Below are 17,539 nucleotides of genomic sequence, written 5' to 3' on the forward strand. Positions count from 1 at the left end.
GACGATCAAAAAGGTAACGGGGGGGGTCAGTCGCCGGCGGGCGGCGGGGAGTAGTAGTCGACCATGTGGGTGGCCACCACGAACATGGCGCACAGCACCGCGGCAACCGCGACGGTGATGGCGGCGGCGACCGCGCAACGGCCCCGCATCCAGCCGAGGACGGTGATGCCGACACCCCACGGCAGCGAGTACGTCAGCGTGGCGATGGGCCCGAGGCCGGTGATGTCACCGCTCTCCGTTGCCGCGTTCCACTGCTGCGGCAGCAGGGTGACCACCGCCACGCCGACCGCGATGTACAGCGGGCGGGCCGGGATGAAGCTGCGCCAGCCGTCGGCGGGCTCGCGCCACACCAGGGCCGCCGCGGCCACCGTGGCTGCGGCGGCGGCCAGTGCCACGGTGCCCGCGTAGGTGATGGGTGTCGCGGTCAGACTGCCCGATCCGCCGAAGCCCTTGATGGCGAACCAGGAACGGATGGCGATCAGCCCGGTGCCGGCCAGCTGGGCGGCCACGATCGCGGCGAGCAGGGCCGCGGCCCGGGCCCGGCGGCGGTACGTCATGATCGTCATCCCGGCGACCGCGAGCGTCAGCAGCAGCGGTCCCACCGCCGGGGGATAGTCCAGCCTGCTGCCCGGTACATCGGGCGACAGCAACCTGTCCGACACTGCCACCGCGAAGGCGGCGGACGCCGCGCACACCACGATGAACGCCCCGGCGACGGCCGTGGTGACCGGCTGCTGCGGCGGCCCGACGGCCGTCATCGACTCTTCGGTTCTCAGGTCGCTCACCGGTGATCAACGCCGCCAGGGCGAGTGGGACACGCTCTGCACGGCGCTGGGCCCTTGTTCCGGCCGACCAATCCGGCGGCACATTTTCGTTCTGATCGACGAACACTGATTCCGGTCCCTGCTCCTACGCTCCCGCTATGACGACGATCACAGAGGTCCGGGACATGCTGGCGGCGCGCCTTCCCGGCCTGCTCCGCGAGCACCGCGTGCCGGCCGCGGCCTGGGGTGTCCTGCACGACGGGGAGATCGTCGACGGGGCCGCGGGACTGCTCAGCATCGCGACCGGGGTCGAGGCGACGCCGGACTCGGTCTTCCAGATCGGCTCGATCACCAAACTCTGGACCGCCACCCTGGTCATGCAACTGGTCGACGAGGGCAAGGTGGATCTCGACGCTCCGGTGCGCACGTACCTGCCGGAGTTCCGGCTCGGCGACGAGACGGCCGCGGCGGTCATCACGACCCGGCAGCTGCTGAACCACACGGCCGGCTTCGAGGGGGACATCTTCACCGACACCGGGCCCGGCGACGACTGCGTGGCCAGGTTCGTCGACACCCTGCACGACCTCCCGCAGTTGTTCGCGCCCGGCGAGCAGTTCTCGTACAACAACGCCGGCTACTGCGTGCTCGGCCGTCTCGTCGAGGTCGTGCGGGGCCAGTCGTACGACGAGTGCCTGCGCCGGCACGTCATCGCTCCGCTGGGGCTGACCCACACGGCGACCGGGCCGTACGAGGCGATCCTGCACCGGGCCGCGGTCGGCCACCTCGAGCTCGAGCCGGACGCGGGGTTCCAGCCCGCGCCGGTCTGGGCGCTGGCCCGTTCGAACGCGCCGGCCGGGGCGATGCTGGCCATGCGCCCCCGCGACCTGCTGGCCTTCGCCCGGATGCACCTGGAGGACGGCCGCGCCGCCGACGGCACGCAGGTGCTGGCCGCGGGCACCGCCGCCCGGATGCGGGAGCGCGAGGTGGACCTGCCCGACATCGGGGTGATGGGCACCTCGTGGGGACTGGGCTTCGAACGGTTCGACACCCCGGCCGGGACGCTGACCGGGCACGACGGCAACACCATCGGGCAGTCCGCGTTCCTGCGCCTGGTCGTCGAGGACGGGCTGGCCGTGACGTTGCTGGTCAACGGCGGCGACGCGATGGCGCTGTACCGCGAGGTCTTCGGCCTCGTGCTCGGCGCCCTCGGCCGTATCCCGTTGCCCGAGATGCCCCGCCCGCCGGCGCAGCCCCCGCGGGTGGACGCGGGGCGCTTCGTCGGGACGTACTCGTCGCGGGTGGCCGACCTGACGCTCAGCCAGGACCAGGACGGCCGGATCTGGCTCGAGCAGACCCCCAAGGGCGAGCTGGCCGAGCTGGTCGGGCACGCGGTCCGCAAGGAGCTCGTGCACTACCGCGAGGACGCCCTCATCCCGGTCGAGCCCGAGCAGGGCATGTACGTGCCGCACGCCTTCGTCGGCGACGACGGCGCCGGCCACGCCCGCTTCCTGCACGTCGGTCGGGCGGTCCGCCGTACCGAACCCACGGCCGCGCCGGCCTGACCGGGCGACCGACCACCCCACCCCGTCGAACCCCCACTCCGTCGAACCGGAGCCGGCAGGCCGGAAGAGGACCCCTCATGAAGCTGACCACCACGTCGAGGATCGCCGGCAGCGCGGCGCTCTGCGCGTCGCTGGCCCTGGCCGGATGCGGCGGCGGATCGGGCTCCGGCTCGCAGGCCCAAGGGCAGATCGTGGACGGCGGTACGTTCACGATGGCCCTGAACGCGGACCCGGGCAACCTCGACCCGCAGTCCTCGGCGGCCAGTGCGCTGTTCACCATCAGCCAGCTCGCATACGACACGCTGCTCGGCGTCGACCCGGCCGGCGGCCAGATCCGATCGCAGCTCGCCGACAGGTGGTCGGCCGCGGGCACCACCGTCAAGCTCACCCTGCGCAAGGGTGTGACCTGCGCCGACGGCACGCCGCTGACCGCGAGGACCGTCGCCGACAACCTCACCTACGTGGGCGATCCGAAGAACAAGAGCCCGTTCCTCGGCACGTTCCTGCCCGCGGGGGCCCGGGCCGCCGCCGATGACGCCACCGGCGAGGTGACCCTGACGCTGGCGGCGCCGGCCCCGTTCGTGCTCAACGGACTGGCCAGCCTGCCGATCGTGTGCGCCGGCGGGATGAGCGACCGGACCAGCCTGGCCAAGACCACCGCGGGCACGGGACCGTACAAGCTGACCGAAGCCGTGCCCGGCGACCACTACACCTACGCGATCCGCGACGGCTACACCTGGGGACCCAACGGCGCGTCCACCGCCACACCCGGCATGCCCGACACCGTCACCATCCGGATCGTCGAGAACCCGGCCACCGCCGCGAACCTGCTGCTGTCCGGCGAGCTCAACGCCGCCCAGGTCACCGGCCCGGACGCCCAGCGGCTGGACAAGGCCGGGCTGTTCGCGGCCCGCACGGCCGCCGTCCTCGGTGAGCAGTGGTACAACCAGGCCGAGGGCCGGGCCACCCGCGACCCCGCCGTACGGCTCGCCCTGACCCAGGCGCTCGACCTCGGTCAGCTGCGGACCGTGCTCGGCGCCGGGCAGGCCACGCCGCCGACCACGCTCGCCGCGATCGAGCCGCTGGCGTGCCCCGGCGGGACGCTCGCCTCCGCGCTGCCGGCCCACGACCCGGCCGCCGCCACGGAAGCGCTGAAGAAGATCGCCGGCAAGACGCTGACCTTCGCGTACTCGACCGCCGGGGGCAGCGCCGCCACCGCCACCGCCGAACTCGCGGTGCAGCAGTGGAAGGCCGCCGGGATCACGGTGACGCCCAAGCCGCAGAGCGGTGAGGCGATCAACCAGACCCTGTTCGGCACCGGCGACTGGGACATCGCCTGGGCTCAGGTGAACGTCAACAGCCCCGACCAGATCGTGCCCTTCCTGTCCGGGCCCGGCGTGCCCGACGGCACCAACTTCGCCGGCATCCGCAACAGCGAGTACGACGCCGCGGTCAAGCGGGCCAGCGCGATGGACGGCACCGCGGGCTGCGCCACCTGGCTGGAGGCGGAGGCCGCACTGGTCAAGGCGGCCGACGTGGTGCCCTTCGCCAACCAGCAGATCGCCACGTACGGCGCCAAGGCCCGCTTCGAGACACCCGGCCAGCTGATCCCGACGAGCATCCGGATGCTCGACCGATGACGGCGGGGCCGGCGCCCGCGCCGGAGATCGGAGCCGCCGTGGAGCAGGCGCCGGCGACCGGGGCGTCCCCGTTCCGCCGGCTCGCCGGCCACCCGTGGTCCCGCTTCGCCCTGCGGCGCGCCGGCCGGCTCCTGGTCTCGCTCTGGGTCCTGGTCACCGCGTCGTTCCTGATGATCCACCTGGTCCCCGGCGATCCGGTCCGCGCGGCGCTCGGCCCGACCGCCCCGGCCGCCCTGGTGGCCGAGCGCCGGGCCGCGCTGGGCCTGGACGACCCGCTGTACACGCAGTACCTCGCCTATCTCAAGGACCTGCTCGGCGGTGACCTCGGCACCTCGATCCTGACCCGGCTGCCGGTGAGCGACGTCGTCGGTCAGCGCCTGCCGGCCACGCTGGCCCTGGCCACCCTGGCCTTCCTCGCCGCGGTGGCGATCGCCGTCCCGGTGGGCGTGGTGATCGGCGTGCTGACCCGGCGCGGGCACGGCCGGCGCACCGAGGCCGCGTTCAGCTCCGGCAGCATCGTGCTCGGCACGATCCCGGACTTCCTGCTCGGCGTGGGCCTGGTCTACCTGCTGGGCGTCACGCTGCAATGGCTGCCGGTGGCCGGCAACGCCACGCCGGCCGGCTACGTGCTGCCGGTGCTGTCGCTGGCCGTGGGCCCGGCCGCGATCCTGGCCCGGATCCTGCGGGTGGAGATGGTCGCCGTGCTGGACGCCGACTACCTGCGCACGGCCCGGGCCAAGCGCCTGCCGGCCCGCTCGCTGTATCTGGGCCACGCGCTGCCCAACGCCGCCACGGCCTCGCTGACGCTGAGCGGCCTGATCCTCGGCTCGATGGTCGCGGGCACCGTCCTGGTCGAGAACGTCTTCGCCTGGCCCGGCCTGGGCACCACGATCGTGCGCTCGATCCTCAGCAAGGACTACCCCCTCGTCCAGGCCATCGTGCTGGTCTACGGCCTGGGCGTGCTGCTGATCAACACCGCCGTCGACGTGGCGCTGGCGCTGCTCGATCCACGGTCGACGATCCGGGAGGACTGAGGTGAACCGTCGTACCGCACACCGCTGGCTCCGCGTCCTGCGGACGCCGATGGGCCGCACCGCGGCCGCGCTGGTCCTGGTGGTCCTGGTCCTGGCCGTCGTCGGGCCGGCGCCGTGGAACGCCCGCGCCGACGCCGTCGACACCGCGAACATCCTCGCCGGACCGTCCGCACAGCACTGGGCCGGCACCGACAATCTGGGCCGGGACATCGCCTTCCGGGTGCTGGAGGCGACCCGGCTCTCGGTCGGCCTGGCCCTGGCCGCCACCGCCATCGGCGTCGTGGCCGGACTCCTGCTGGGCACCGCGCCGTGGCTGCTCGGCCGGCGCCTCGGCCGGCTGGTGACGGGCGCCGTGCAGATCGCCATCGCCTTCCCGGGCCTGCTGCTCGCGCTGTTCTTCGCGGTGGTCTTCGGCGTCGGCGCGACCGGCGCGGCGCTGGCCATCGGACTGGCCGGGGCGCCGACCTTCGCCCGGCTCGTGCAGACCCTGCTGGCCGGGGTCGCGGCGCGGGACTTCGTCGCCGCCGCGCGGATCGCCGGGGTGGGCCGGCTGCGGATCCTGGTACGCCACCTGCTGCCCAACATCGCCGAGCCGCTCGTGGTCAACGCCACCATCGGCGCCGGGGGAGCGCTGCTCGCCTTCGCCGGCCTGTCCTTCCTGGGCCTCGGTGTGCAGGCGCCGTCCTACGACTGGGGACGGCTGCTGTACGACGGGATCGGCGTGCTCTACGTCAACCCGGCCGCCGCGATCGCCCCGGCGCTGGCCGTGCTCGTCGCCGGTCTGGCACTCAACCTGCTCGGCGAGTCGGTGGCCAAGGGCTTCGGGATGGACGCCCTGGTCGGCCTGCCCGCGTCGGCCAGCCCGTCCCCGGCCGCCGCAGCCGGCCCGGCGCAGCCTGCCGCCGAGCGCCCCGCCGACGACGCGCCGGACGACGTGGTCCTCGACGTCCGCGACCTCACCGTCAGCTTCCCCGCCGCCGCCGGGCCGATCCGGCCGGTACGCGGCGTGACCTTCTCGATCCGGCGGGGCGAGGCCGTCGGCGTCGTCGGCGAGTCCGGCTCCGGCAAGTCGCTCACCGCCCTGGCCGTCTCCCGCCTGGTCGACGCGGCGGGCCGGGTCGACGCCGACCGCCTCCACCTGCTCGGCACCGACCTGCGCGAAGGCGACTCGGCGGCCCAGCGGCGTCTGCTCGGCAGCTCGCTCGCGATGGTCTTCCAGGACCCCGCCAGTTCCTTCAACCCGACCCAGCGGATCGGCCGCCAGCTCGCGGAGACCTCGCGGCACCACCACGGCCTGGGCCGCCGCGCCGCGTTCGCCCGCGCGGTCGACCGGCTGCGGGCCGTGCGCATCACCGATCCCGACCGGCGCGCCCGGCAGTACCCGCACGAGTTCTCCGGCGGCATGCGCCAGCGCGCGATGATCGGCATGGGACTCATGGGCTCCCCGGCGCTCATCGTCGCCGACGAACCCACCACCGCCCTGGACGTCACGGTCCAGCGGCAGGTGCTGGACCTGCTAACCGCGATCCGCACGTCGGACGCCGTCGCCCTGCTGCTGATCAGCCACGACGTCGCCGTGGTCAGCGAGGTGTGCGACCGGGTGCTGGTCATGTACGCCGGCCGCATCGTCGAGGACCTGCCCACGGACCGGCTGACCACCGGCGCGCTGCACCCGTACACCCGGGCCCTGACCGCCGCCGTGCCCCGGATGGACTCCCCGCTGGACCGGCCGCTGCCGGTGATCCCGGGCCGGCCGGTCGATCCGGCCGACGTGCCGCCGGGCTGCGCCTACGCCGCCCGGTGCCCGCTCGCCTCACAGCGCTGCCGGGACGAGGATCCGCCGCTGGCCCGGCACCCGTCGGGCCACCGGGTGGCGTGCTGGCACGCCCGGCCGGAACCGGCCCACGCGGAGGCCGTCCGACCGGCATCGGTGGTGGAGGCGTCATGAGTGAACTGCTCTTCGAGGACGTGACGGTCCGCTACGGGCGCCTGACGGCGGTCGACGGCGTGACGCTGCGGGTGCCCGCCGGTGGAGTCCTCGGCCTGGTCGGGGAGTCCGGCTCGGGCAAGTCCACGCTGGCCCGCGCCGCCGTCGGCCTCGTGCCTCCGGCCGGCGGGCGCATCCTGCTCGACGGTGAGCCGGTCCGCGCCCACGGCCGGCACCGCCCGCTGCAGATGGTCTTCCAGGACCCCTACTCGTCGCTGGATCCGCGCATGACGATCGGTGAGACCATCACCGAGGCGATCCCGCCGGGAATGTCCCGGGCGCAGCGCCGCACCGAGGTCGCCCGGTTGCTGGAGCTCGTGCACCTCGACCCGGGCCGCGCGAGCGCGTACCCCGGTCAGCTCTCCGGCGGGCAGCGCCAGCGCGTGGCCCTGGCCCGGGCCATCGCCGGCCGGCCCCGGGTGGTCATCGCGGACGAGATCACCTCCGCGCTCGACGTGTCGATCCAGGGCGCGATTCTCAACCTGGTCCGGGAGCTGCAACGCGAGCTCGGGCTGTCGATCCTGTTCATCTCGCACAACCTGGCCGTGGTCCGGTACGTCGCCGACCACGTGGCGATCATGCTCCGCGGCCGCGTCGTGGAGCAGGGCCCGGCCGCGCGGGTGCTGTCCGAACCCGGCCACGAGTACACCCGGGCACTGCTCGACGCCGTACCCGGCCACCGCCTCACCGCAAGGAGCGCCACGTGACCCGAACGATGCGCATCGACGATCTCCTCGGCCTCGCCGTGCCGGGCGAGCCGGCCCTGGCGCCCGACGGCGCCCACGTCGCGTACGTGTTGCGCACCCAGGACGCGGCGGCCGACCGTACCGTCACCGAGCTGTGGGTCGTGCCCACCGCCGGCGGCAGCGCCCGCCGCCTGACCGCCGGCCCGGCCGACACCACACCGGTGTGGAGCCCGGACGGCACCCGGCTGGCGTTCCTGCGCGGCGGCCGGCTCGCGGTGCTGCCGCTGGCCGGCGGCGACGCCCAGGCGCCCGGGGACCTGCCGCCGCTGTCGGGCCCGCCGGCGTGGAGCCCCGACGGCACCCGGATCGCCTTCACCGCCGTGGTCCGCGAACCGGCTCCGGCGGACGCCCCGCTGGTCGCCGACCGCCTGGACTATCAGGCCGACGGCGCCGGTCTGGTCGGCGCTGCCCGCCGCCAGGTGCACGTTCTCGACCTGGAGACCCTGCACTGCCGGGTGCTCACCGACGGGCCGCACGACGCCGGCGTACCCGTGTGGTCGCCGGACGGCACCGACCTGGCCTTCGTCCGAGCCCTGGGCGACGACAGCGACCTGCGGTTCCGCGCAGCCGTCCACCTGCTCGCAGCCGGCGACCGCCATGCCGAGCCCAGGGTGACCGGACCGGTCGAAGGCGTCGCCCGCACCGCCGGATTCACCGCCGACGGGACCGCCCTGCTCGTGGTCGGCTGGCCGGCGGACCCGGTCGGGCACGCCCGGCTGCTGCGGGTGCCGCTCGACGGCGCCGGCCCCGCCGACCTGGCGGGCGGCATCGACCGCAACGTCATGCCGGGCGGCCTCGCCTACCCGGGTGGCCTGCCCCAGGAACACGACGGCCGGATCCTGTTCTGCGTCCGCGACCAGGGCTGTACGCACCTGTGGTCGGTGGCGCCCGACGGCACGGACCCGCGGGCGGTGGTCGCCGGGGCCGGCCGGGTCGTCGACGGCCTCTCCGTCCGGCGGGACCTCGCCGCGTTCGTGCTGTCCACGCCGGACTCCTTCGGTCAGATCGCCGTCGTGGACCTGGCCGGTGGCGGCGAGCGGGTGCTGACCCGGCACGGCCGTGACGTCGCCCTGTTCCCTCGCGAGGAGCGCTCGTTCACGATCTCCGACGGGCGCAGCGTGCAGGCGTGGCTGATCCGTGACGGCGACGCCCCGGGACCGCGGCCGCTGCTGCTCGACATCCACGGCGGGCCGCACAACGCGTGGAACGGCGCGGCCGACGAGGTCCACCTCTACCACCAGGAACTCGTCCGCCGCGGCTGGGTGGTGCTGCTGGTCAACCCGCGCGGCAGCGACGGGTACGGCGAGACCTTCTACGACGGCGCCACCAGTGCGTGGGGTGTCGCCGACGCGGCCGACCTGCTGGAGCCGATCGACGCTCTGGTCGCCGAGGGTGTCGCCGACCCGGACCGGCTGGCCGTCACCGGATACAGCTACGGCGGCTACCTGACCTGCTGGCTGACCGGGCACGACGACCGGTTCGCGGCCGCGGTCGCCGGCGGGACCGTGGCCGACCTGGTCAGCATGGCCGGCACCTGCGACGACGGGCAGTTCCTGAGCGCGTACGAGCTGGGTGGCCCGCCCTGGCAGGACCCCAAGCGGTACGCCGACATGTCGCCGCTGACCCGGGTGGCCGACGTGCGTACCCCGACCCTGCTGCTGCACGGCGCCGACGACCTCACCTGCCCGGCCGGCCAGGCCCAGCAGTGGCACACCGCCCTGCGGCAGCTCGGCGTGCCCACCCGGCTGGTGCTCTACCCGGGCGCCTCGCACGCGTTCATCCTGAACGGCCCGCCGTCGCAGCGCCTGGACTACAACCGCCGCGTCGTGGACTGGCTCGAGCAGCACACCCGCCGCGGCGGCCGGGCGCCCCTCGACGCCGCCCACTGGCAGCGGCGCCTCGCGCGGCTGGCCGAGCGGCACGGCGTGCCCGGCGCCCAGCTGGGCATCCTGCGGCTGGCCACCGACCCGCACACCCCGGACGAGCAGATCGAGGTCAGCGCCGGCGTGCTCGACATCGGCAGCGGCCGGGCCGTCACCCCCGACGCCCTGTTCCAGATCGGCTCGGTCACCAAGGTGTGGACCGCGACCGCGATCATGCAGCTCGCCGACGAGGGACGCCTGCACCTGGACACCCCGGTGGCCGAGCTGCTGCCCGGCTTCCGGCTCGCCGACCCCGCCGTCGCGGCGCGCGTCACCGTACGCCACCTGCTCACCCACACCAGCGGCATCGACGGCGACGTCTTCACCGACACCGGGCGCGGCGACGACTGCCTGCAGCGCTACGTGGAGCTGCTCGCCGAGCAGACCCAGAACCACCCGCTCGGCGCCACGTGGTCCTACTGCAACGCCGGTTACACCGTGCTCGGCCGCATCCTCGAGGAGGTCACCGGCCAGACCTGGGACGAGGCGCTCAAGCAGCGGCTGTTCACCCCGCTCGGCCTGACCGCGACCGCCACCCTGCCGGAGGACGTGCTGCTGCACCCGGTGGCCGGCGGCCACGTCGAACACGACGGGGAGCTCGCCGCCGCGCCGGTCTGGCACCTGCCCCGCTCGGTCGGACCGGCCGGCCTGATCAGCGCCAACGCGGCCGACGTGCTCGCCTTCGCCCGCCTGCACCTGACCGGCGGCCGTACCACCGGCGGCGACCAGCTGCTCGGCGCGGCATCGGCCGCCGCCATGGCCGAGCACCAGGTCGACCTGCCCGACAAACTCTCACTCGGCGACTCGTGGGGGCTCGGCTGGATCCGCTTCGGCTGGGACGGCCACCGGATCATCGGGCACGACGGCAACACCATCGGCCAGGCCGCGTTCCTGCGCCTGCTGCCCGAACAGGGATTGGCAGTCACCCTGCTCACCAACAAGGAAAGCGCCCGCGACCTGTACCAGGACCTGTTCAGCGAGGTGTTCGCCGAACTGGCCGGCGTCGCGATGCCGGAACCGATCCTGCCACCGGACGAACCGGCCGAGGTCGACGTCACCCCGTACGCCGGCACGTACGAGCGGGCGTCGGTGCGCATCGAGGTGCTGGCCGGCGACGGGGACGAGGGCCCACGGATGCGGACCACCCTCACCGGCCCGCTGGCCGCGCTCGTACCGGATCCGGTCGAGGTCCAGCCGCTGGTCCCGGTCGGACCCGGCCTGTTCCTCACCACGCCCGCCCAGCGCACGACCTGGTACCCGGTGACCTTCTACGAGCTGGACTCCGGCGAGCGGTACGTCCACTTCGGCGCCCGAGCCACGCCGCGGGTGGACTGACATGCTGGAATCGCTGCTGGCCGACACCCGGGCCCTCATCGAGTGCGAGTCACCGTCGGCCGACCTGGACGCCGTGGCCCGCTGCGCCGAGGTGGTGGCCCGGGTCGGTGCCGCCCGGATGGGCGCGAGTGCCGAGCGCATCGTGCTCGACGGCCGTACCCACCTGCGCTGGCGGTTCGGCGCGGGGCCGTCGCGGGTGCTGGTGCTCGGCCACCACGACACGGTCTGGCCGATCGGCACGCTCGCCTCCATCCCGTACGCCGTCGAAGCGGGAGTGCTGCGCGGGCCCGGCTGCCTCGACATGAAGACGGGTGTCGCGATGGCCTTCCACGCGATCGCCGCCCTGCCGCACCGCGACGGGATCACCCTGCTCGTGACCGGCGACGAGGAACTCGGATCGCCCAGCTCGCGCCCGCTCATCGAGGCCGAGGCCCGGGCGGCCGGCGCGGCCCTGGTGCTGGAGGCGGCGGCCGACGGGGGAGCGCTGAAGACCGAGCGCAAGGGCGTGTCGATCTACGAGCTGATCGTCGCGGGCCGGGCGGCGCACGCCGGGCTGGCCCCGGAGCAGGGCGTCAACGCCACCGTCGAACTGGCCCACCAGGTGCTGCGCATCGCGGCGCTCAGCGACCCCGGGGCCGGCACGACCGTGACCCCGACCCTGGCCCGCGCGGGTACGACGACCAACACGGTCCCGGCCGGCGCCCGCGTGGCGGTCGACGTCCGCATCCGGTCGGTGGCCGAGCAGCGCCGCGTCGACGACGCGATCCGGGATCTGGCCGCGGTGCTGCCCGGTGCCGTCCTGGAGGTCACCGGCGGCCCGAACCGCGCGCCGCTGGAGGCCGCCGCGTCGGCGACCCTGTTCGCGCGGGCGCAGACCCTGGCCCACTCGCTCGGTCTGCCGCCGCTGGCCGCCGCCGCGGTCGGCGGCGCCTCCGACGGCAACCTGACCGCCGGTACCGGCACGCCCACCCTGGACGGCCTCGGCGCGGTCGGCGGCGGCGCCCACGCCGACGACGAGCACGTCCGGCTGGAGTTCCTCACCGGCCGTACGGCGCTGCTCGGCTCGTTGCTGACCGACCTGCTGACCGCCGTGCCGATCCGGCCCGAGACGACTGGTGCCTGATGACCATGATGAGCAGTCCCGAGAACCTCGGCGGCCGTACCGGCGCATCCGGGGTGACCAGCCGCGACACCGCCGCCGACACCGCCGCCGCCCAGGCCCGGACCGCCGCCGCGGCGGCCGGCGTCGAGGTGCGCGCGCTGAGCGACTTCGGCGACCTCGACCAGGCGGTCCGGCTCTTCGCCCGGATCTGGGGCCGCGACGCCAACCCGCCGATGAACCTGGAACTGCTGCGCGCCTTCGGCAAGGCGGGCAACTACGTCAGCGGCGCCTTCGCGGACGACCGGCTGGTCGGGGCGTGCGCCGGCTTCTTCCACGCCCCGTCGGAGGACGCTCTGCACAGCCACATCGCCGGCGTGTCACCCGAGATGACCGGCCGGGCCGTCGGATTCGCCCTCAAGCTGCACCAGCGGGCCTGGGCGATGGACCGCGGCGTCGACCGGATCGCCTGGACCTACGACCCGCTGGTGGCGCGCAACGCCTACTTCAACGTGGTGAAGCTGGCGGCCCGGCCGGTGGAGTACATGCCGAACTTCTACGGCCTGATGCTCGACCCGGTCAACGGCGACGGCGACTCCGACCGGCTGCTGGTCCGATGGTCGCTGCGTGACCCGGCCGTCGCCCGCGCGTGTGAGCGGCCGGGGGAGGTGCGGGCCGATCCGGCGCTGGCCGCCGGTGCGGTCGTGGCCCTGGGTACGGCCGCGGACGGCTCGCCCGAGCCCGGGCGCCTCGGTGGCACGACCAGCCTGGTCGCCGTACCCCGCGACATCACCGGCCTGCGGGCCGCGGCCCCGGCCCTGGCCGGGAGGTGGCGGCGCGCGGTGCGCGACACGATGACGGACCTGATGGCCCGGGGCGCCACGGTCGTCGGCTTCGACCGGACCCGGGGATACGTGCTGCGGAGGAACTCGTGAAACTGACCGGCTGTGAACTGCGGCGGATCTCCATGCCCCTGCTGTCCCCGTTCCGCACCTCGTTCGGCACGGTGACCAGCCGCGAGGTCCTGCTCGTGCGCGCGGTCACCGAGGACGCCGAGGGCTGGGGCGAGTGCGTGGCGATGTCCGGCCCGCTGTACTCCTCCGAGTACACCGAGGCGGCCGCCGGGGTGCTGCGTGACCATCTCATCCCGGCGCTCGCCGCCGCCGTACCCGGCAGCGCTACGGCCGTCGCACCGGCCCTGGCCCCGATCAAGGGGCACCGGATGGCCAAGGCGGCCCTGGAGACCGCCGTGCTGGACGCCGAACTGCGCGCCGAGGGCCGCTCGTTCGGCCGGGAACTCGGCGCCGTCGTCGACCGGGTGCCCTGCGGCGTCTCGGTCGGGATCATGGACAGCATCCCGGCGCTGCTCGACGCGGTCGACGGCTACCTGTCCGAGGGGTACGCCCGCATCAAACTCAAGATCGAACCGGGCTGGGACATCGAGCCGGTGCGTGCCGTCCGGGAGCGCTTCGGGGACCAGGTGCTCCTGCAGGCCGACGCGAACACCGCCTACTCGCTGTCCGACGCCCGGCACCTGGCCGGCCTCGACCCGTTCGGCCTGCTGCTCATCGAGCAACCGCTGGACGAGGAGGACGTGCTGGGCCACGCCGACCTGGCCCGCCTGATCCGTACTCCGGTCTGCCTCGACGAGTCGATCACCTCGGCGGCCTCCGCGGCGGCCGCCATCCGGCTCGGCGCCTGCCAGATCGTCAACATCAAGCCGGGGCGGGTCGGCGGATACCTCGAGGCGCGGCGGATCCACGACGTGTGCGCGGCGCACGGCGTACCGGTCTGGTGCGGCGGCATGCTGGAGACCGGCCTCGGCCGGGCCGCCAATGTCGCGCTGGCCGCCCTGCCCGGCTTCACCCTGCCCGGGGACACCTCCGCCTCCGGGCGCTACTACGCCGCCGACATCACCGAGCCGTTCGTGCTCGACCAGGGCCATCTGAGCGTGCCGACCGGCCCCGGGCTGGGCGTCACCCCGGATCCGGACCGGCTGGCCGAGGTGACCACGCGCGTCGAGTGGATCTCCATGTGAACGGTGGCCGGGTCCGCCCCGCGCCCCCTATCGTGTGAGCGACGCCCAGGTCCAGGGAGTGCCCATCGCCGCGAACCCCGCCCCTTCGGCCCGCCCCCGAGCGAGCCTCGGCCGCGTGCTGGACGACCTCGGCTCCATGCTGCTGGAGCTGGTGCACGGCGACCCCGAGCGGGCCGAGCCGGTCGGCTCGGTGGTCATCCACGACCCGGAGGACAGCCCGGTCCTGCCCCCGCACGCCCTCGTGCTCGGCGTCGGGGTCAGCGACCCGGCCACGATCGCCGCGCTGATCACCGAGATCGGCGCGCAGGACGCCGTCGCGCTGGTCCTGCGCTCGTCGGTTCCCACCCCGCCGGCGGTGCGCTCGGCCGCCGACGAGGCCGGGGTGGTCCTGCTCGGCCTGCGCCGCGGAGCCCCCTGGGCGCACCTCGCCGCGATGCTGCGCTCGCTGCTCGCCGAGGACGAGGTCGGCGTGGCCGAGCCCGAGTCGCTGCTCGGGCTGCCCTCCGGCGACCTGTTCGCGGTGGCCAACGCGATCGCCGCGCTCATCGACGCCCCGATCACCATCGAGGACCTCAGCTCCCGGGTGCTGGCGTTCTCCGGCCGGCAGGAGGAGGCGGACCCGCCGCGGGTCGAGACGATCCTCGGCCGCCACGTGCCCGAACGCTACGAACAGGTGCTCGCCGAGCGCGGTGTGTTCCGGGAGCTGCTGCGCACCGACCAGCCCGTCCGCATCGATCCCATCGGCGACGGCCGGCACGGCTTCTCGCTGCCCCGCCTGGCGATCTCGGTCCGGGCCGGCGACGAGGTGCTCGGTTCCATCTGGGCGGTGACTCCCCAGGGGCTCACCGACGAACGCGCCGAGGCCTTCCGCGACGCCGCCAAACTCGTGGCCCTGCACCTGCTGCGGTTGCGGGCCGGCACCGACGTCCAACGCCGGTTGCGGATCGACCTGCTCAGCTCGGCGCTGGAGGGCGGCGCCGGTGCCCGGGCCGCCCTGGAACGGCTCGGCCTGGCCGGACAACCGGTGCTGCTGCTCGGTGCCACGCTGTCCCAGAGCGGCGAGCACCGCCCCGACGACCCCGCGTTCATCCAGGAGCGCCAACGCCTCGGCGACGCCTTCGCCGTCTACCTGCACGCGGTCCAGCCGCGCAGCACGACGGCGCTCGTCGGCGGCATCGCGTACGGGCTGCTGCCCACCGTCGCCGGCGCCGAGGAGGCCCGGGCCCGCGGGCAGCGCCTGGCCACCGACTTCCTCGACCGCGTCGGCGACCGGCACCGTCCGGTGGTCGGCATCGGGCCCGTCGCCCGCGACATCAGCGAGCTGGTGCACGCCCGCGCCGGCGTCGACCGCACCCTGCGCGTGCTGGCCCAGGCCCGCGGGGACCGGCGCGCGGCCGGCATCGACGACGTCTACGTCGAGTCGCTGCTGCTGGAGCTGCGGGACCTGGCCGCGATGCGGGGCGACCGGCCGGCCGGCGGCATCCGCCGGCTCATCGAGTACGACCGCAAGCACGGCAGCCACCTGGTCGCCACCCTGACCGCGTGGCTGGACCACTACGGCGACGTGGTGGCCGCGGCACAGTCGTCGTTCGTGCATCCGAACACGTTCCGGTACCGGTTGCGGCGCCTGGCCGACGTCGGGGGCATCGACCTGGGCGACCCCGACGAGCGGTTCGCGGCGATGCTGCAGCTGCGGCTCATGCCCGGGGCAGATGAATGGTGAGGCACAGCCCGCCGTCCGCGGCCGGCGCCGCGGTGATCGTGCCGTCGTGGGCGCGGACGATCGACCGGGCGATCGCCAGCCCCAGCCCGCTGCCGCCGCTGTGATCGAGGCGCTCGCCGGCGAGCCGGGTGAACGGCTCGAACAAGCGGGCCACGTCGTCGGCCGGCACCACCGGGCCGGTGTTGACCACGGTCAGGGCGGCGTCCCCGGCGCCGACGGTGACGTGCACCGTACCGCCGGGCCGGTTGTACTTGACCGCGTTGTGCAGCAGGTTCCGGCCGAGGCGTTCCAGCAGGACGCTGTCGCCCGGCACGGTGCAGGGCCGCAGGTCGGCGATGACCTTCACATCGGCGTCCGCGGCGGCGGCGGACCCGGCCTCGATGAGGCCGGCGGTGATGCGGTCCAGCGCCTGCGGGGTACGGGCGGCCAGCCCCTGGTCGGCCTGGCTGAGCACGAGCAGGCCCTCGATCAGCCGCTCGTTGCGGGCGTTGGTGGCCAGCAGCTGGTTGGCCAGCAGCGCCGACTGCTCCGGGCTCAGCGGCTCGCTCATCCCGACCTCGATCAGCGTGCGTTGCAGGGCCAGGGGCGTACGCAGCTCGTGGGAGGCGTTCGCCGCGAAGGTGCGCTGGCCCTCGTAGCCGGCGGCGATCCGGTCCATCGTGGCGTCCACCGCGCGGCCCAGCCGCTTCAGCTCGTCGCGGCCGCGCCCGGGACGGATGCGGTGGCCCAGGTTCTGGGGCCCGATCTGCGTGATGGCCGGCACCAGGCGGCGGACCGGCGCCAGGACCCAGAACGCCAGCGGCACCAGCGCCAGGATCACGACGGCGAGCACGATGCCGTACTCGGGCAGGTCCGAGATCGGGATCTTCCGGCTGATCCGGCAGGGCATGCCGTCGACGCCGTCCAGCGTGCAGGGGCCGTACTCGGGCGGGTTCCAGGGCAACCGGTAGTACAGGAACTGGGCGACGAAGACGAGCGTGATCGTCACGAAGCCCGCGACGGCCAGCCGGGCGCGCAGGCCCATCAGGACAGCCCGATGCGGTAGCCCGCCCGGGGCACGGTCTGCACGACCGGCGGCTCGCCCAGCTTGCGGCGCAGCGTGGAGACGGTCACCCGGATCACGTTGGTGAACGGGTCGGTGTGCTCGTCCCAGACCTGCTCGAGCAGGTCCTCGGTGGTCACCGCCTGCCCCTGCGCCCGCATCAGCGCGTGCAACAGGGCGAACTCCTTGACCGTCAGCGCCAGCGGCCGTCCGTCGCGGGTCGCCGTGCGGGTGGCCACGTCCAGCACGACACCGTCGCGCTCGAGGACCGGGGGCAGGGCCGGAGCCGTACGCCGGGCGAGTGCCCGTACCCGAGCGACGAGCTCGGCGAACGCGAACGGCTTGGTCAGGTAGTCGTCGGCCCCCAGCCCGAGCCCCTCGACCCGGTCGTAGACGCCGCAGGCCGCGGTCAGCAGCAGTACCCGGGTCGTGGCGCCCCGGCCGACCATCCAGCGGCACACCTCGTCGCCGGTGGCGCCGGGCATGTCGCGGTCGAGCACCGCGACGTCGTACCGGTTGACCGAGATCTTCTCCAGTGCCTGAGCGCCGTCGTAGGCCACGTCGACCGCCATCGCCTCGCGCCGCAGACCCACCGCGATCAGCTCGGCCATCAGCCGCTCGTCGTCTGCCACCAGGACTCGCACCCG

13 protein-coding genes are annotated in these 17,539 nt (G+C 74.3%); 10 read left to right on the top strand and 3 right to left on the bottom strand.

All coding sequences use genetic code 11. The features are described from left to right. Positions 1-26: 26 nt before the first annotated feature. On the bottom strand, positions 27-785 hold the full coding sequence (locus Aau02nite_RS38185) for a hypothetical protein (RefSeq protein ID WP_212993527.1): 759 nt from the start codon (positions 783-785) through the stop codon (positions 27-29). A 137-nt stretch (positions 786-922) separates the two neighbouring features. On the opposite strand from Aau02nite_RS38185, the gene Aau02nite_RS38190 reads away from it, so the two are divergent. The 10 genes from Aau02nite_RS38190 (at position 923) to Aau02nite_RS38235 (ending at position 15,850) form a co-directional block, all read left to right on the top strand. Then, positions 923-2,326, top strand: coding sequence for a serine hydrolase domain-containing protein (locus Aau02nite_RS38190; RefSeq protein ID WP_212993528.1), 1,404 nt, complete (start codon positions 923-925; stop codon positions 2,324-2,326). 77 nt (positions 2,327-2,403) lie between these two features. Continuing rightward, positions 2,404-3,966 (top strand): ABC transporter substrate-binding protein, encoded by a 1,563-nt coding sequence (locus tag Aau02nite_RS38195; RefSeq protein ID WP_212993529.1) that lies wholly within the window; start codon positions 2,404-2,406, stop codon positions 3,964-3,966. Then, entirely contained in the window at positions 3,963-5,000 is a 1,038-nt protein-coding gene (locus tag Aau02nite_RS38200) for an ABC transporter permease (protein ID WP_212993530.1), read from the top strand. The genes Aau02nite_RS38195 and Aau02nite_RS38200 overlap by 4 nt, the downstream gene beginning before the upstream one ends. Before the next feature lies 1 nt (position 5,001). After that, positions 5,002-6,948 (top strand): dipeptide/oligopeptide/nickel ABC transporter permease/ATP-binding protein, encoded by a 1,947-nt coding sequence (locus Aau02nite_RS38205; RefSeq protein WP_246595757.1) that lies wholly within the window; start codon positions 5,002-5,004, stop codon positions 6,946-6,948. Further along, complete coding sequence (locus tag Aau02nite_RS38210) at positions 6,945-7,694, top strand: ABC transporter ATP-binding protein (RefSeq protein ID WP_212993531.1); 750 nt, start codon at positions 6,945-6,947, stop codon at positions 7,692-7,694. The genes Aau02nite_RS38205 and Aau02nite_RS38210 overlap by 4 nt, the downstream gene beginning before the upstream one ends. Continuing rightward, on the top strand, positions 7,691-10,990 hold the full coding sequence (locus Aau02nite_RS38215) for a serine hydrolase (protein ID WP_212993532.1): 3,300 nt from the start codon (positions 7,691-7,693) through the stop codon (positions 10,988-10,990). The genes Aau02nite_RS38210 and Aau02nite_RS38215 overlap by 4 nt, the downstream gene beginning before the upstream one ends. 1 nt (position 10,991) lies before the next feature. Next, positions 10,992-12,113 carry a M20/M25/M40 family metallo-hydrolase gene (locus Aau02nite_RS38220; protein WP_212993533.1) on the top strand — a complete coding sequence of 374 codons (1,122 nt, stop codon included), beginning with the start codon at positions 10,992-10,994 and terminating at the stop codon, positions 12,111-12,113. Between the two features lie 8 nt (positions 12,114-12,121). Continuing rightward, positions 12,122-13,024 carry a GNAT family N-acetyltransferase gene (locus tag Aau02nite_RS38225; protein WP_212993534.1) on the top strand — a complete coding sequence of 301 codons (903 nt, stop codon included), beginning with the start codon at positions 12,122-12,124 and terminating at the stop codon, positions 13,022-13,024. Beyond that, positions 13,021-14,127, top strand: a complete 1,107-nt coding sequence (gene menC, locus Aau02nite_RS38230; protein WP_212993535.1) for an o-succinylbenzoate synthase — start codon at positions 13,021-13,023, stop codon at positions 14,125-14,127. The genes Aau02nite_RS38225 and menC overlap by 4 nt, the downstream gene beginning before the upstream one ends. Positions 14,128-14,242: 115 nt before the next feature. Then, the gene (locus Aau02nite_RS38235) at positions 14,243-15,850 is read left to right on the top strand and encodes a helix-turn-helix domain-containing protein (RefSeq protein ID WP_246595758.1); all 1,608 of its coding nucleotides are present in this window, start codon (positions 14,243-14,245) and stop codon (positions 15,848-15,850) included. Here the strand turns inward: Aau02nite_RS38235 and Aau02nite_RS38240 are convergent. Together Aau02nite_RS38240 and Aau02nite_RS38245 are read right to left on the bottom strand one after the other, a co-directional pair. Beyond that, on the bottom strand, positions 15,825-16,874 hold the full coding sequence (locus Aau02nite_RS38240; protein WP_212993536.1) for a sensor histidine kinase: 1,050 nt from the start codon (positions 16,872-16,874) through the stop codon (positions 15,825-15,827). The two genes, Aau02nite_RS38235 and Aau02nite_RS38240, sit on opposite strands and share 26 nt — an antisense overlap. After that, entirely contained in the window at positions 16,874-17,536 is a 663-nt protein-coding gene (locus tag Aau02nite_RS38245) for a response regulator transcription factor (RefSeq protein WP_212993537.1), read from the bottom strand. Before Aau02nite_RS38245 ends, Aau02nite_RS38240 begins: the two co-directional genes overlap by 1 nt. Positions 17,537-17,539 lie beyond the last annotated feature (3 nt).

The sequence above is a fragment of the Actinoplanes auranticolor genome (assembly GCF_018332655.1).
GTDB classification, from domain to species: Bacteria; Actinomycetota; Actinomycetes; order Mycobacteriales; family Micromonosporaceae; genus Actinoplanes; species Actinoplanes auranticolor.

What these genes read in the sequence shown, in the direction of transcription:
- Aau02nite_RS38190 (WP_212993528.1), top strand. Translation starts at nt 923, where the DNA reads ATGACGACGATCACAGAGGTCCGGGACATGCTGGCGGCGCGCCTTCCC.
- Aau02nite_RS38210 (WP_212993531.1), top strand. Translation starts at nt 6,945, where the DNA reads ATGAGTGAACTGCTCTTCGAGGACGTGACGGTCCGCTACGGGCGCCTG.
- Aau02nite_RS38240 (WP_212993536.1), bottom strand. Translation starts at nt 16,874, where the DNA reads ATGGGCCTGCGCGCCCGGCTGGCCGTCGCGGGCTTCGTGACGATCACG.
- Aau02nite_RS38220 (WP_212993533.1), top strand. Translation starts at nt 10,992, where the DNA reads ATGCTGGAATCGCTGCTGGCCGACACCCGGGCCCTCATCGAGTGCGAG.
- Aau02nite_RS38225 (WP_212993534.1), top strand. Translation starts at nt 12,122, where the DNA reads ATGAGCAGTCCCGAGAACCTCGGCGGCCGTACCGGCGCATCCGGGGTG.
- Aau02nite_RS38195 (WP_212993529.1), top strand. Translation starts at nt 2,404, where the DNA reads ATGAAGCTGACCACCACGTCGAGGATCGCCGGCAGCGCGGCGCTCTGC.
- Aau02nite_RS38200 (WP_212993530.1), top strand. Translation starts at nt 3,963, where the DNA reads ATGACGGCGGGGCCGGCGCCCGCGCCGGAGATCGGAGCCGCCGTGGAG.